The organism is Peribacillus sp. GL_122 (assembly GCF_057835005.1).
Genome location: NZ_CM174415.1, coordinates 4,210,078 through 4,225,561 on the forward strand (window position 1 = coordinate 4,210,078; position 15,484 = coordinate 4,225,561).

The 15,484-nt window shown below is 42.5% G+C and carries 13 protein-coding genes; 1 reads left to right on the plus strand and 12 read right to left on the minus strand.

The window, feature by feature from the left end; genetic code table 11:
* Positions 1-64: 64 nt before the first annotated feature.
* The 4 genes from mdh to AC3ISB_RS20375 all read right to left on the minus strand — a co-directional run bounded on the left by mdh (position 65) and on the right by AC3ISB_RS20375 (position 4,651).
* Positions 65-1,000 carry a malate dehydrogenase gene (mdh, locus tag AC3ISB_RS20360; protein WP_098369986.1) on the minus strand — a complete coding sequence of 312 codons (936 nt, stop codon included), beginning with the start codon at positions 998-1,000 and terminating at the stop codon, positions 65-67.
* A 122-nt stretch (positions 1,001-1,122) separates the two neighbouring features.
* Entirely contained in the window at positions 1,123-2,439 is a 1,317-nt protein-coding gene (gene icd, locus AC3ISB_RS20365; protein ID WP_427614037.1) for an NADP-dependent isocitrate dehydrogenase, read from the minus strand.
* 95 nt (positions 2,440-2,534) lie between these two features.
* Entirely contained in the window at positions 2,535-3,650 is a 1,116-nt protein-coding gene (gene citZ, locus AC3ISB_RS20370) for a citrate synthase (RefSeq protein WP_141993900.1), read from the minus strand.
* Positions 3,651-4,189: 539 nt separating this feature from the next.
* Positions 4,190-4,651 (minus strand): DUF441 domain-containing protein, encoded by a 462-nt coding sequence (locus AC3ISB_RS20375; RefSeq protein WP_034309113.1) that lies wholly within the window; start codon positions 4,649-4,651, stop codon positions 4,190-4,192.
* A 193-nt stretch (positions 4,652-4,844) separates the two neighbouring features.
* On the opposite strand from AC3ISB_RS20375, the gene ytvI reads away from it, so the two are divergent.
* Positions 4,845-5,969, plus strand: a complete 1,125-nt coding sequence (gene ytvI, locus AC3ISB_RS20380) for a sporulation integral membrane protein YtvI (RefSeq protein ID WP_098369983.1) — start codon at positions 4,845-4,847, stop codon at positions 5,967-5,969.
* Between the two features lie 86 nt (positions 5,970-6,055).
* Here ytvI and aceA read toward each other — a convergent pair whose 3' ends face one another.
* The 8 genes from aceA to AC3ISB_RS20420 form a co-directional block, all read right to left on the minus strand.
* A complete protein-coding gene (gene aceA, locus AC3ISB_RS20385; protein WP_098369982.1) occupies positions 6,056-7,339 on the minus strand; it encodes an isocitrate lyase in 1,284 nt (427 codons plus the stop codon).
* A gap of 31 nt (positions 7,340-7,370) precedes the next feature.
* Positions 7,371-8,963 (minus strand): malate synthase A, encoded by a 1,593-nt coding sequence (gene aceB, locus AC3ISB_RS20390; protein ID WP_489274049.1) that lies wholly within the window; start codon positions 8,961-8,963, stop codon positions 7,371-7,373.
* Positions 8,964-9,339: 376 nt separating this feature from the next.
* On the minus strand, positions 9,340-9,732 hold the full coding sequence (locus AC3ISB_RS20395) for an FxsA family protein (protein WP_098369980.1): 393 nt from the start codon (positions 9,730-9,732) through the stop codon (positions 9,340-9,342).
* Positions 9,733-9,813: 81 nt separating this feature from the next.
* Complete coding sequence (pyk, locus tag AC3ISB_RS20400) at positions 9,814-11,574, minus strand: pyruvate kinase (RefSeq protein WP_480338527.1); 1,761 nt, start codon at positions 11,572-11,574, stop codon at positions 9,814-9,816.
* A 98-nt stretch (positions 11,575-11,672) separates the two neighbouring features.
* A complete protein-coding gene (gene pfkA, locus AC3ISB_RS20405) occupies positions 11,673-12,632 on the minus strand; it encodes a 6-phosphofructokinase (protein ID WP_480338526.1) in 960 nt (319 codons plus the stop codon).
* 268 nt (positions 12,633-12,900) lie between these two features.
* On the minus strand, positions 12,901-13,899 hold the full coding sequence (gene accA, locus AC3ISB_RS20410) for an acetyl-CoA carboxylase carboxyl transferase subunit alpha (RefSeq protein WP_098369978.1): 999 nt from the start codon (positions 13,897-13,899) through the stop codon (positions 12,901-12,903).
* Complete coding sequence (accD, locus tag AC3ISB_RS20415) at positions 13,896-14,759, minus strand: acetyl-CoA carboxylase, carboxyltransferase subunit beta (RefSeq protein ID WP_098369977.1); 864 nt, start codon at positions 14,757-14,759, stop codon at positions 13,896-13,898. Before accD ends, accA begins: the two co-directional genes overlap by 4 nt.
* A gap of 90 nt (positions 14,760-14,849) precedes the next feature.
* Positions 14,850-15,479: a FadR/GntR family transcriptional regulator gene (locus AC3ISB_RS20420; RefSeq protein ID WP_098369976.1), complete on the minus strand. Its 630-nt coding sequence runs from the start codon at positions 15,477-15,479 to the stop codon at positions 14,850-14,852.
* Positions 15,480-15,484: the final 5 nt, after the last annotated feature.

Below are 15,484 nucleotides of genomic sequence, written 5' to 3' on the forward strand. Positions count from 1 at the left end.
GCCCGGAACCGGAAAAAGACCATGGCCTTTTCTTCCTATATCCGAACAGTCTGATCATGATCACTTATTGAAGGACTTGCATTACTGCTTTAACTGATTCAACTGATTTTGAAAGTGCTGCTTTTTCGTTTTCAGTCAATTCAAGTTCGATGATTTGTTCAATACCGTTTGCACCCAGAACAGTCGGCACTCCAAGGTAGATACCTTCAAATCCGTATTCACCTTCAAGATAAGCGATGGACGGAAGAACGCGACGTTGGTCTTTAAGGATCGCTTCAGCCATTTCCACTAGAGATGCAGCTGGTGCATAATAGGCGCTTCCGTTTCCAAGAAGGTTGACGATTTCTCCGCCGCCAGTGCGGGTACGAGCCACGATTGCTTCTAAACGATCTTTAGGGATCAATGTTTCCAAAGGAATTCCGCCTGCATAAGAGTAGCGTACCAATGGAACCATATCATCTCCGTGTCCGCCAAGCACGAAACCAGTTACATCTTTAACCGATAAGTTTAATTCTTGAGCTACGAAAGTACGGAAACGAGCTGTATCAAGGACACCTGATTGTCCGATAACGCGTTCTTTAGGGAAACCTGATTCTTTGTAAACAGTGTAAGTCATTGCATCTACAGGGTTAGTCAAAACGATGATGGTTGTGTTAGGGGAATATTTAACGACTTCTTTAGTTACTGATTTCATAACTTTTTGGTTAGTTTGAACTAAGTCGTCACGGCTCATGCCGGGTTTACGGGCAATTCCGGCAGTGATGATCACTACGTCGGAATCAGCTGTTTCTGCATAGTCGGATGTACCGATGATGTTAGCATCGAAACCTAGGACAGGTCCTGCTTCCGCCATATCAAGGGCTTTACCTTTAGTAGGATTTTCAGCTTGCGGGATATCAACTAAAACGATATCGCCAAGTTCTTTTTGAGCGGCTAGGAATGCTGCTGTAGCACCAGTGAATCCAGCACCTACAACTGTGATTTTTTTACGTTTAGACATGTTATTTCCTCCTTAAAATATATGAATACTTTTGGAATACTTTTAACATCCTCATGAAAATATATATAAGCTTCCTGGAAAAGGAGCCCATTCAGGCACCTTTCCAGAAAGCATGTAATGAATTATTTAAGGTTTTTGATAAGCTCGTCTGCGAACTCAGAACATTTAACTTCCGTTGCACCTTCCATTAGGCGGGCAAAGTCGTATGTAACAACTTTAGAAGCAATTGTTTGTTCCACTGATTTAGTGATGCTGTCTGCAGCTTCGTTCCAGCCAAGGTGCTCAAGTAAAAGAACGCCTGAAAGAAGAACTGAAGATGGGTTAACTTTATCAAGACCAGCATATTTAGGAGCCGTTCCGTGAGTTGCTTCGAAGATGGCATGTCCAGTTTCGTAGTTGATGTTTGCTCCTGGAGCGATACCGATTCCGCCAACTTGTGCAGCTAATGCATCAGAAATGTAATCTCCGTTCAAGTTCATTGTTGCAACAACATCAAACTCTTTAGGACGAGTCAGGATTTGTTGTAAGAAGATATCGGCAATGGAATCCTTAACGATGATTTTGCCTTCAGCTTCAGCAGCTGATTGTGCTTTGTTAGCAGCTTCAGTGCCTTCAGCATCTTTAATTTTGTCATATTGGTTCCATGTGAACACTTTATCGGCAAATTCTTGTTCTGCAACTTCATAACCCCAAGTTTTGAACGCGCCTTCCGTGAATTTCATGATGTTACCTTTATGAACAAGCGTTAATGATTTACGGCCTTCTTTGATCGCATAGTTAAGTGCAGAGCGAACAAGACGTTTCGTTCCTTCTTCAGAAATCGGTTTGATCCCGATACCAGAAGTTTCTGGGAAACGGATGTTTGTAACACCGAATTCATTTTGTAGGAAGTCGATTAATTTCTTCGCTTGGTCAGAACCTTTTGCATATTCGATACCAGCATAGATGTCTTCAGTGTTTTCACGGAAGATGACCATGTCAGTGTCTTCCGGACGTTTAACTGGTGAAGGTACACCATCAAAGTAACGTACTGGACGAAGACATACGAATAAGTCCAATACTTGACGCAATGCAACGTTCAATGAGCGGATACCGCCACCGATTGGAGTTGTAAGAGGTCCTTTAATAGCGATTAGATATTCGTTAATGACATCAAGAGTTTCTTGTGGAAGCCATTCGCCCGTTTGGTCAAATGCTTTTTGTCCAGCTAAAACTTCTTTCCATTCGATTTTCTTTTCGCCATTGTAAGCTTTTTCAACTGCTGCGTCTAAAACGCGGGATGCTGCAGCCCAGATATCAGGACCGATTCCGTCTCCCTCAATATAAGGAACGATTGGGTTGTTTGGTACGTTAAGAGCACCGTTAGTAACTGTGATTTTTTGGCTTTGTGTCATGTCTCTTACCTCCGATTCAAATTCAAAGGTTAGATGGCCTGCCATTAAATGAGGCAGAACCACTAACCTTTTTTACTCACATCTATTAATTTACTACAAATTCGATGAAATAAAAAATGATTTTTCGAAAAAACTTTTAATTAGCGTTTTTCAATCGGTACGTATTTTTGCATACCTGGTCCAACATACTCTGCACGCGGACGGATAAGGCGGTTGTTTGAATATTGCTCAAGGATATGAGCGATCCAGCCTGAAGCACGGCTTACAGCAAAGATTGGTGTAAATAGGTCATGTTCGATACCTAAACTGTGGTATACGGAAGCAGAATAGAAATCCACGTTCGGCGGAAGATTTTTTTGACCAGTCACGATTTCATGAATTTTGATGGACATATCATAATATTGCGGTTGTCCAGTAAGTTCAGTCAGTTTTTGTGACATTTCTTTAAGGTGTTTAGCACGAGGATCACCTTTACGGTATACACGGTGACCAAAGCCCATGATTTTTTCTTTATTGGCTAATTTTTCGTTGATATATGGCTCAACGTTTTCAACTGAACCAATATCTGTAAGCATTTTCATGACTTGTTCGTTAGCTCCGCCGTGAAGAGGGCCTTTTAAAGCGCCAATGGCAGAAGTTACGCCAGAATAGATATCAGATAATGTAGCCACACAAACGCGTGCAGTGAATGTAGAAGCGTTTAATTCATGGTCAGCATGAAGAACCAATGCTTTGTTGAATGCTTCTTCTTCAATTGCCGTTGGTTCGTTACCGCTTAACATATATAAGAAGTTAGCAGCAAAGCTTAAATCTGTACGTGGAGCAACAGCTTCTTTCCCTTGACGGATGCGAGCGAAAGTTGTTACCAATGTAGGGATTTTTGCTTGGATGCGGATTGCTTTACGATAGTTAGCATCTTCACTCATTACATCTGCTTCTTCATCATAAAGACCCAGAAGAGATACTGCAGTGCGAAGAGCTCCCATTGGATGTACTTTATCGATTGGGTATGTTTTGAAGTGATTAACCACTTCAGCTGGAATTTCAGCATTTTCAGCAAGCTGTTGAGTTAATTCTTTTAATTGGCTTTTGTTCGGAAGAGCTCCGTGCCATAAAAGATAGATTACTTCCTCGAATGTTGCGTTAGAAGCTAAATCATCGATGTCATAACCTACATATGTTAATGTGTCATCGATAATGGAGCTTACTGATGAAGTTGTTGCTACCACACCTTCAAGACCTTTTGTTGCTGTCATACTAAATCTCTCCTTTTCCTAAATATTCCCCTATGCCCTTGCTATTAGCGTATAAATATAGCGCTTCCAAGAAATTAGCTATTGTAAACAACCATCTATTTTTTAGCAGAAGACATACATCTTGTATTGGAAGCGTTCACAGAATATGACCCCAACAATAGTAAAATGTACGATAATCTTTTAAACGAAATTCTAAAAATAATGCTTGTAGCTATTCCTAGTGAGCGCTTGCTCAATAACTACATCTTTTTTTTAAGATTCCTCAAAAATATCAATGATATTCTGAATCCCAATTTTAATAAATCAGAGCAGTTACACCATTATTATAAACAATAAACACTTTTTTGGGAATGAAAAGCACTTAAAATGTGAAAAAATTATTATTTTATTAGAAAAATTAGCTACATATTCTCTTGCTTTTTTTTATGCGATTCAAAACGTTTTTTTGAAAATTTGCCTCAAAGCAGAATAAACGAAACATTAAATAGAAAATTTATATCTCCAGAACTGACGGACTTTTCTCCCCTTTGCCACTCGCTTCATTTAAAAAAATTGAAGATTTGCATGCATAAATAAGCAATTCCCGCCCCGATTAACGGACCGACAGCCACACCTTTGAATAATGCGACTGCAAGAATCGTCCCAAAAACAAGAGCCGTGGTAATGTGCGGATCATGTGATAGGAGCGTAATCCCATTTTTCGCTATGAGCGCAACCGCTATTCCAGATGCAAGCGCAATCCAGGCATAGGGAGATTTTATTGCGTCTCCGAGTTCCTTGAAACCTATCGCCCCGTTTGCTATGGGTATGAGTACCGAAATCGTAATGATCGTAACGCCCAGGTTGATTCCTTTCGCTTCCAGGTATGGAAACACTTTAGCGTCAAGGCCAATCAGTTTCATGCTTAAAAGAAAACCCGCAGCCATGATCAGTGAGGTGTTTTTCCCAAACCAACCGATTGCAGCAAGCAGAATTAAAAATACTACAGGACCGTTGATCATTCTCCCTTCACCTTCTTCCTTCTGTTTTTGTTATTTTAACATAACAAACTCCCATGTTTCCTGAGAGAAAAATGATTTATGGAACGATGCATCGGCGGAAAAAAGTTAAGCCGAAAGATGAAAGAATCTTTCCTTTCTTTTCCATCATCGTTACAATTATAATACAAACTTTATGATTGAAGGAGGATATGACTTGAATCCGGTATATATGTATCGTTTCATTCGCTCTTTACTGGTCATCGGAGGGATTATTTTAGGCGGAATCGCCTTGTTTTATTTATCTAAATATACATATCCATTCATCATTGCCATGATAATCGCTTTCTTGATGAATCCCCTGGTCACTTTTTTCGAAAGGAAAGGAAGGCTGCCACGGGGGTTGGCTGTATTCGTTTCCCTTTTACTCATTTTCCTTTTATTTGCGGGTCTTATCACCTTACTGGTCACAGAGATCATTTCAGGGACCAATTACCTGGCCGGAGTCATCCCGAAACATATTGAAACCATCGTGGATTATATAGAAACATACATCGCGTCCACCGTCATCCCTTTTTATAATCAAATAGCTGCCATGTTCAATAATTTGGATACCGAACAGCAGGACACAGTCCTCAAGAATATCCAAAATATCGGTGAATCGATCACTACCGGAGTAAGCGGCTTCATTCAAGCTTTCTTGAAGAACATCCCCACAATCATCGGATGGTTTCCAACTACAGCAACAGCACTCCTTTTTACCCTGCTGGGCACTTTCTTCATCAGCAAAGATTGGGATACCTTTAGCCGCATGACCGGAAAAGTGTTGCCTGATAAGATTTTTGCGGGTGCCAAGCGTTTATTCAGGGACTTAAAACGGGCTTTGTTCGGATTTATCCGTGCACAATTCACTCTTGTTTCATTGACGACTGTGACGATTTTAATCGGATTTCTCATTTTGGGGGTGAATTATTCAATTACCATTGCCCTGATATGCGGACTGGTCGATATCATCCCCTATTTAGGGACAGGTACGATTTTCATTCCTTGGATCATCTTTGAATTCATTGCCGGGAATACAAGTCTTGCAATCGGTTTGTCCGTTCTTTACATAATCGTCGTTGTCCAGCGTCAGTTAATAGAGCCAAAAGTACTTTCTTCCAGTATTGGTTTGGATCCGCTTGCCACTCTCATCGCTTTGTTCATCGGCTTCAAATTGATCGGTTTCCTAGGTCTGATTGCAGGACCTGTCGTACTTGTCATATTCAATACACTCCAGCGTGCCAATGTCTTCAAGGCCATATGGACTTTCATCATCGGGGATACGAAGAAAACGACTTAAGATATCCCATACACTATTAGCATTCACCCATTTCCATTTAAAAATCCGCCTTGAGTACAAGGCGGATCTTTGTTTTTAAGCTAAAATTATTTTGACGTCTCGAATTGTTCTGTTTCAGTAGAACCTGCAAGCGCTGTTGTGGATGATGTTCCACCAGAAACGACTTGTGCCACTTCATCAAAGTAACCAGTTCCCACTTCACGCTGATGACGTGTTGCTGTATAGCCGTCGGGCTCACTAGCGAACTCCGCTTGTTGAAGTTCTGAGTATGCAGCCATGCCGCGGTCTTTATAACCAAGAGCAAGGTTGAACATGCTATGATTCAATGAATGGAATCCTGCAAGTGTAACGAATTGGAATTTATAACCCAATTTACCCAATTCCACCTGATAATTTGCAATCTCTTCATCACTTAATTTCGCTTTCCAATTAAATGATGGAGAACAATTGTAAGCTAGCAGTTTGCCCGGGAACTCTGCATGGATCGCTTCGGCAAAGCGGCGAGCATCCGCTAGATTAGGTTCAGAAGTCTCACACCAGATAAGGTCGGCATACGGCGCATAAGCAAGGCCTCTTGCAATTGCTTGGTCAAGACCTGCATTCGTGCGGTAGAATCCTTCTGGAGTCCTTTCACCAGTGATGAATGGTGCATCGACCGGATCGATATCATCGGTGATCAAATCTGCAGCATCAGCATCCGTACGGGCAATCAAGATAGTCGGTGTACCCATTACGTCAGCTGCCAATCGGGCGGAAACTAAATTCCGTACTGCCGTTTGGGTTGGTAGAAGGACTTTACCGCCCAGGTGACCGCATTTTTTCTCGGAAGAAAGCTGGTCTTCAAAATGAACGCCTGCCGCTCCAGCTTCGATCATGCCTTTCATTAATTCGAAGACGTTAAGGGAACCACCAAAGCCTGCTTCAGCATCCGCCACGATTGGAGCGAACCAATCGATATCATCTTTTCCTTCAGCAAAGCTGATTTGGTCTGCACGCTGAAGTGTCTGATTAATGCGTTTAACTACTTGCGGCACGGAGTTGGCTGGATATAAACTTTGGTCAGGGTACATTTGCCCTGCGATGTTAGCATCTGCCGCCACTTGCCAGCCGCTTAAGTAGATTGCTTTTAAACCAGCTTTCACCTGCTGCATGGCTTGGTTACCAGTCAATGCTCCTAATGCATTGATGAAATCCTCCGTATTCAATAGATCCCATAGTTTTTCAGAACCACGGCGTGCCAATGTTTGTTCAATATCGATGGAACCTCTTAGTTTAATAACTTCTTCGGCAGTATAAGGACGTTTAATACCAGTCCACCGTGAGTCATTTTCCCAGCTTTGTTGTAATTTTTGCGCTCTCTCATTCATCATCATTATTTCCTCCTAATTTATATTTTGAATATTAAGATAATTTTCCGTATGCGGCATTCGTTAAGAAATCTGCAAAGTCATCCGCTTCAATCAATTGTTCAAATAGTTTAGTAGACTCTTCAAACTTTCCTGATTTGAAAGTTCCTTCCCCTACTTCCGATTTAATGACCGCCAATTCTTCTTCTTTGATTTGATGGAATAATTCCTTGGTTATTTTCCTGCCATCTTCGAGAATGCCTTTTGGATGACGGATCCATTGCCAAACTTGAGCCCTTGAAATTTCAGCGGTTGCAGCATCTTCCATTAAGTTATTGATGGGTGCCGCACCTCTGCCGCTTAACCAGGAGGCGATATATTGGATGCCAACGTTAATATTCGTTCTTAATCCTGCCTCTGTGATCGTTCCCTCCGGTACAGCCAGCAACTCTTGAGCTGTTACATGAACATCTTCCCGTTTTCGGAAAATTTGATTCGGTTTTGGGACGAGCAGGTCAAAAACCTCTTTTGCCGTGCTTACCATACCTGGATGGGCAACCCATGTTCCATCATGACCGTCTCTTGCTTCGCGTTCTTTATCTGCCTTTACTTTTGCAAAAGCCTCATCGTTCTTAACCGGGTCATTTTTAACAGGAATTTGCGCCGCCATCCCGCCTATTGCAGGAGCATTACGAGTGTGACATGTTTTGATTGCCAGTAAGGAATACGCCCTCATGTTCGGGACGGTCATCGTGACCTGCTGCCGGTCTGGGAAGATGACATCATCCGAGTGACGGAATTTTTTCAGGAAACTAAAGATATAATCCCAGCGTCCACAGTTCAGGCCTGCCGAATGTTCTTTCAGCTCGTACAGAATTTCGTCCATTTCGAATGCAGCAAGAATCGTTTCTATCAAGACCGTTGCCTTGATGGTTCCTTGCGAAATTCTCAAATCGTTCTGTGCATATACGAATATGTCATTCCATAATCTTGCTTCGAGATGGCTTTCCATTTTTGGTAAGTAAAAGTATGGACCGCTTTGTTTTTCGACCAACGCCTTTGCGTTGTGGTAAAAGTACAGTCCAAAATCAAAAATGCTGGCTGATATAGGCTGTCCATCCAAAAGGACATGTTTTTCCTCCAAATGCCAGCCGCGTGGCCTTACCTTTAGGACAGTTGTTCTTTCATTTAGTTCATACACTTTGCCATTTGGATTTTTAAATGAAATGGTCCCGCGGATTGCATCCCGCAGATTCAATTGGCCATCAATGCAATTCTCCCAAGTGGGTGAATTGGCATCTTCAAAGTCCGCCATGAATACATTGGCACCTGAGTTCATGGCATTAATGATCATTTTGCGATCAACAGGTCCAGTGATTTCAACCCTGCGGTCCTGCAAATCATTCGGGAGGGGCGCAATCGTCCAATCACTTTCGCGAATATGCTTCGTTTCTTCAAGGAAATCAGGAAGCTTACCTTGATTCAGTTCTTCCTGAACGCTTTTCCGCCGTTCTAGAAGTTCTGCCCTTCTTTCATTGAAATGCCGTTCAATTCTTTCGATGAATTGAAGAGCTTCCGTTGTAAGTATTTGTTCATATCCTGGCTTAATGTTGCCTGTAATTTGTAAGCCTTTTGCTTCCGTAATCATGTTGCCTCTCCACATCCTTTCCAACTCTTTTATGTTATAATACAGTTGTTTTATTTCCTGTTTGTATTATATAACACGTTGTATAAATTTGTCACCAGTTTTTTCTAAAAAATCTAAAAAAAGATTTTCAAGCGTGGAAAAGCCTGATTTACCAATGTTTTCAAAGGGTTAATCTTTAAAAATCCTGTTATTATACACTTTTTCATTCTCGTGGAATTCATCATTTAATGGTGAAACAGGCAAAATCCGATTAACATTAAAACTCCCATTTGTTAATCAAAAAAAGCACCCTATAAAAAACTTGGATGCTTTTGTTGACCTTTTTTCCAGACCAAAAAAGGCTGCCTAAAAGCTTAAGCCTTTAGACAGCCTTATATTATTTATGCTGAATGATAGTAACTTTCCCTTTATTCACCCTGTTCATGATAAACCGGATAACAATCGGTTTGAGGAGATTCCGGGTTGGCGGAAACACAAGGATCAATCCCATGATATCCGAGATGAGCCCAGGGGACAGCAACAGTGCAGCTCCGATAAAGATACAGATTCCATCAATGATTTCATTTCCTGGCATCATTCCGTAACGAATCTGTTCCTGTGCCTTTTTCCACGTTTCCATCCCTTGCCGTTTAGCCAAATATGCTCCGATCAAGCCTGTGGCTACAATCAGGAACAGCGTTGGCCAAAAACCAATCAGGTTGCCTGACAGCAAAAGGACAATAATTTCAACGACCGGCATCGCAATGATAAACATTAAAAAATATTTCATCTACATTCCTCCTGCACAGCCCATTTCTGGTGCGGTACATCCATCTTACCTCATCGGCACGGAATCAGCCAAAATTTCGTTTTACAAAACGTTGGCATGTCCATCGTAAATGACTCCGCGACCTGCATCGACTGTTATTCTTTGACCATCCTTGAAAACCTTGGTCGCGTCCTCCGCCCCAACGATGACCGGTATGCCCAATGTGACTCCTACAACAGCTGCATGGCTTGTCAAACCGCCTTCTTCCGTAATCAAGGCCGCACACTTTTCAATCGCCGGCATCATTTCGCGGTCCGAACCGATCGTAACCAATACAGAGCCTTCCGTCACTTTTTCCAAAGCTTCCTTGGCATTCTTAGCGATAACCACTTCACCTTTAGCTGATTTCCTGCCGATTCCTTGAGCCTTCAAAAGAACCTCTCCTAACACATGAATTTTCATCAAGTTAGTCGTACCTGTTTCACCTACAGGCACACCGGCTGTAATGACGACTAAATCCCCATGGGAAACTAAGCCGGAATGCAAGCTTTCATCTATTGCGGTTTGAAGCATTTCATCGGTAGTCGTTGCTTTTGGACCAATCTGCGGATAGACTCCCCAAACCAATGCAAGCCCTCTTGTAACATGATCATTGGATGTAACCGCAATGATCGGTGCTTTAGGGCGGTATTTGGAAATCATCCTGGCCGTATGACCGCTTTCCGTAGGGGTGATGATTGCCCCGGCATTAAGATTAAGCGCGGTGTGGGCAACGGATTGGCCAATAGCATCAGTGACATTATGACGGTTCACTTTGCTTCTGACTGATAATATATCCCGATAATCGAGGGCAGTTTCAGCACGTGAAGCAATGTTATGCATCGTTTGCACCGCTTCGACAGGATAGGTTCCAGCAGCTGTTTCACCAGAAAGCATGATTGCATCCGTTCCATCAAATATGGCATTGGCCACGTCACTTGCTTCTGCACGGGTCGGCCTTGGGTTACGCTGCATCGAATCGAGCATTTGTGTAGCCGTTATGACTGGTTTCCCAGCATTATTACATTTTTTGATCATTTGTTTTTGGACTAATGGCACTTCTTCTGCAGGAATTTCCACTCCCAAGTCTCCACGTGCTACCATCAAACCATCTGAAACTTCCAAGATTTCATCAAGACGGTCTACACCCTCTTGATTTTCGATCTTAGGGATGATTTGAATATGTTCCGCTCCATTTTGCTGTAATAATTCACTAACTTCAAGCACATCGGAAGCCCTGCGTACAAATGAGGCAGCAATGAAGTCGATACCCTGTTCGATTCCAAAAAGGATATCCTGTTCATCTTTCTCCGTTATGCCAGGCAGGTTAACCGAAACCCCAGGAACATTCACGCCTTTTTTGTTCTTAAGTGTACCGCTATTCAAGATCTTGGTATGGATTTCTTTTCTTACCTTATCTATCTTCAACACTTCAAGCCCAATCAATCCATCATCCAAAAGGATTTTAGATCCTGGGTGGACATCATGCAGAAGCCCTTCATAGGTAATGGAGAATTTTTCAGGTGTTCCCAGGACTTCATTCATGGAAATAATGATTTCATTGCCGGCTACAAGCTCTATGGAATCATTCTCCATATTATTTGTCCGTATTTCAGGTCCTTTTGTATCCAACAGGATAGCAACCTGTTTACCCGCTTTTTCGCTCGCTTCTCTAATATTGCGTATTCTAACGGCATGTTCTTCATGATTTCCATGAGAAAAGTTAAGCCGTGCTACATTCATCCCCGCCTCTATTAATTGAACCAGCTTTTCTATACTTTCACTTGCGGGACCAATCGTACAAACAATCTTGGTTTTACGCATATTGTCATCCTCCTTTAAGGAAAACTGCCGCCTGTCCACCTTTTGAAGACAGGGGCGCAGTGTTTTATGTCTTCTTTAAACATTCCTATCAATAATGATTAAATGGATAGCTCAGCAGATAATTCATACATTTTCTTATCAATTGTATGCGGTTTAGCAAGAGCTTCAATGATATCATAATCCACTAGTTGATTTTGTTCTATCCCGACAGCCCTGCCTCCTTTTCCTTCAAGAAGCAGTTCAACGGCTTTTGCTCCAAGCCGGCTTGCCAATACACGGTCATTTGCCGAAGGAGATCCTCCGCGCTGGACATGGCCCAGGACCGTTACACGGGTTTCAAACCCTGCCTTTTCCTCAATTTTCCTGGAGATATCAACGGCACTTCCAACACCTTCAGCTACAATGATGATACTATGCTTTTTCCCACGGTCATGTCCGCGGTTCAGCTTTCCAATCAGATCTTCTATATCATATTCATATTCAGGACAAAGAATCGTTTCAGCTCCGCCAGCCAATCCAGCCCAAAGCGCAATATCGCCGGCATCTCTTCCCATCACTTCAACCACATAAGTCCTTTCATGAGAAGTGGCCGTATCCCGAATTTTATCGATAGCATCGATGACTGTATTAAGGGCCGTATCAAAACCAATCGTGAAGTCCGTACCCGGTATGTCATTATCAATCGTTCCAGGAACTCCGATACAAGGGAAGCCCCTTTCCGTTAAAGCTTTCGCTCCGCGGTATGAACCATCGCCACCAATGATGACAATGCCCTCGATACCAAGTTTATTCAATTGTTCAATCGCTTTCAGCTGGCCTTCCCCCGTCTTAAATTCCGGACAGCGAGCCGTATGTAACATCGTGCCGCCTCGATGAATGATATCCCCGACCGACCCAAGTTCAAGCTTCTTTATATTTCCATTTATCAGTCCCTGATAGCCATGATAAATACCGAAGACCTCAATTTCATGAAAAATTGCTTTCCGGACAACCGCTCGGACTGCCGCATTCATGCCAGGAGAATCTCCTCCACTTGTCAATACACCTATTCTTTTCATAAATGTCACCCCTCTACAGCACTAATCAATTTTTAGCCTCGTTATATCATTGTACCCTTTTTCAAGCTTCAATAAGCAGTAACATGCTCACTTGATGTTATAAGCCTAACCGATTCTCATCAGAAATTGAAGTAAAATGGCGCAAAAGTTTACATTCTACACACAAACCATATTCTTTACACGTTTCTGTAATGAATACATATGTGCCCATGAAAGGATGAAAAAACGTGTTGCCCAAGGCAGCACGTTTTCCCTTTTGTAAATGTGTTTATGAATGCTGTTCAACTTCCTTAGGCTCTCCCTCAGGCTGTTTTGCAAATTCATATTCACCGATTTTCTTGAATTTCATATAACGCTGGTTGATAAGATCATCACTATTCAATGGCAGAAGTTCATTGAATGAACGTTTCAGGATATCCTTGATGGCTTCTGCCTGTAAATTTGAATCCCGATGGGCGCCGCCCCTCACTTCAGGAATGATCTCATCGATGACTCCTAAGCGGTTTAAATCGGGAGCCGTGATTTTCATCGATTCCGCAGCCCTCTTAGCCTGAGAGGCATCCTTCCACAGCAAGGCTGCAGCCCCTTCAGGGGAAATTACCGAATATGTTGAGTTCTCAAGCATGAAAATTCGGTCCCCGACGCCAAGTGCCAATGCACCGCCGCTTCCGCCTTCACCGATGACAATACTGATGACCGGCACCTTCAGCCCCGCCATTTCGAAAAGGTTTTTCGCAATGGCTTCACTTTGCCCGCGCTCTTCAGCAGCTTTACCAGGGAAAGCTCCCTTCGTATCAATGAAACAAATAATCGGACGGTTGAATTTTTCCGCCTGTTTCATCAGACGTAAAGCTTTTCGATAGCCTTCAGGATGGGGCATGCCAAAGTTACGACGGATGTTTTCCTTCGTATCCTTACCTCGCTGATGACCGATGACAGTCACGGCAAGTCCATCAAATTCTGCGATTCCAGCGACAATCGCTTCATCATCCCCATAATAACGATCACCATGAAACTCGATGAAGTCATTGAATAATAGCGGAATGTAATCAAGCGTCGTCGGACGGGCTGGATGCCGGGCAATCTGAACGCGATCCCACGGTTTAAGATGGTTATAAATATCCACTTCCAGCTTCTCTAGACGCTTTTCCAATGTTTCGATTTCAGCTGTTAAGTCTACATCAGCGTCCTTCGAAATTGCCTTTAGCTCTTTAATCTTATTTCTAAGGTCCGTAATGGGACGCTCGAACTCTAATTCGTAAATCATAACCACTCACCGCCCGGGGCATGGATTTTAAGGATCGTCGTCAAGGTTTCCTTCATTTCCGTACGTTTGACGACCGCATCCAATTGGCCGTGCTTCATCAAGAATTCAGACGTTTGGAAATCTTCAGGAAGCTCTTCATGAATCGTCTGTTCAATGATTCTTCGTCCCGCAAAACCAATAAGGGCTCCAGGTTCGGCTAGATTAATATCGCCAAGTGACGCGAAACTTGCCGAAACCCCGCCTGTGGTAGGATGAGTCATCATTGAAATGATCAGTCCGCCTTCATTGCTGAATATCTTGAGTGCCGCACTTGTCTTCGCCATCTGCATCAAGCTTAAAACACCCTCCTGCATCCGAGCGCCGCCTGAAGCCGTAAATATGATGAACGGAATCTTCAATTCACCTGCACGTTCAATAGCACGGGTAATTTTTTCCCCAACAACGGATCCCATGCTTCCCATCCGGAAATTCGAATCCATGATGGCAGTTGAAACTTGGTACCCATTGATGTTTCCCACTCCTGTGACAACCGCCTCATTAATCTTGGCTTTCTTTCTATCTTTTTCCAATTTTTCTAAGTAATCCGGAAATTCAAGCGGGTTAACTGAAATCATTTCTTTATCAAATTCATTAAAAGTGCCTGCGTCGAATAAAAATTCGATGCGCTCATGGGAAGACATCGGATGATGGTACCCGCAATGCAGACAGACTTTCTTGTTTTTCACCAATTCTTTTGTATACATGATTTTTTTACAGCCGGTGCACTTTGTCATGATTCCTTCCGGTACATCTTGTTTCTCACGATCTAAAGGAACCGTTGCATATTTCTTCTTAGACTTCGCAAATAGCTCTTTAAGCAAGCTTAATCCTCCCTTTACCACCAATTATCTATTATATGATACTTGGTACAAACTATATCAGAAATGAAATTAGTATCGTGTAAAAAGGTGTCACTCGTCCTTCGACATATTTCTAATTCTAATAAGATAAGTTTCGATGGCTTTTTCTTCATCACGTTCGAGCAAATATGTAAGAAGTGCCAGATAATCTTCTTTTTTCACATTACCCTGTACCATCTCTGATGTTCTAGCATAGCTGTTGACAATGCGCCAAATTCTTTCCAGCAATCGATTGCGATTCAAAATGGCAATTCTTAAGAAGAAATCATCATCATGAAACTCATCCGCTTTGACCCAGACCATTAATCTTTTAATATCCTCAGCCGTAGCGAAAAAGGCGACTATCCGCAAACAGTCAATTTCAATCAGCCTTTTCGTCTCAGACAAATCTTCTTGTACTTTTTTATCTTGCAAAAAAAAGGTTCCCAGAAGCTCGACTAGCTTATGCTCCTGGAAATCCCTGATAAACGTCCCTTCACCACGCCTTGTTTCTATTAACCCTAATAGTTCTAAGGCACGCAATGCTTCACGGACAGAGGAACGGCCAACATTAAAACGATCCGATAACTCCCGTTCTGATGGGATTTTATCTCCCGGCAGGAGGCTGTCCGCTTCAATCATGGTACGTAGGCTCTCAACGACATCGAGATAAATTTTGGATGAAGAAGTACGACCTGCCAAATTAA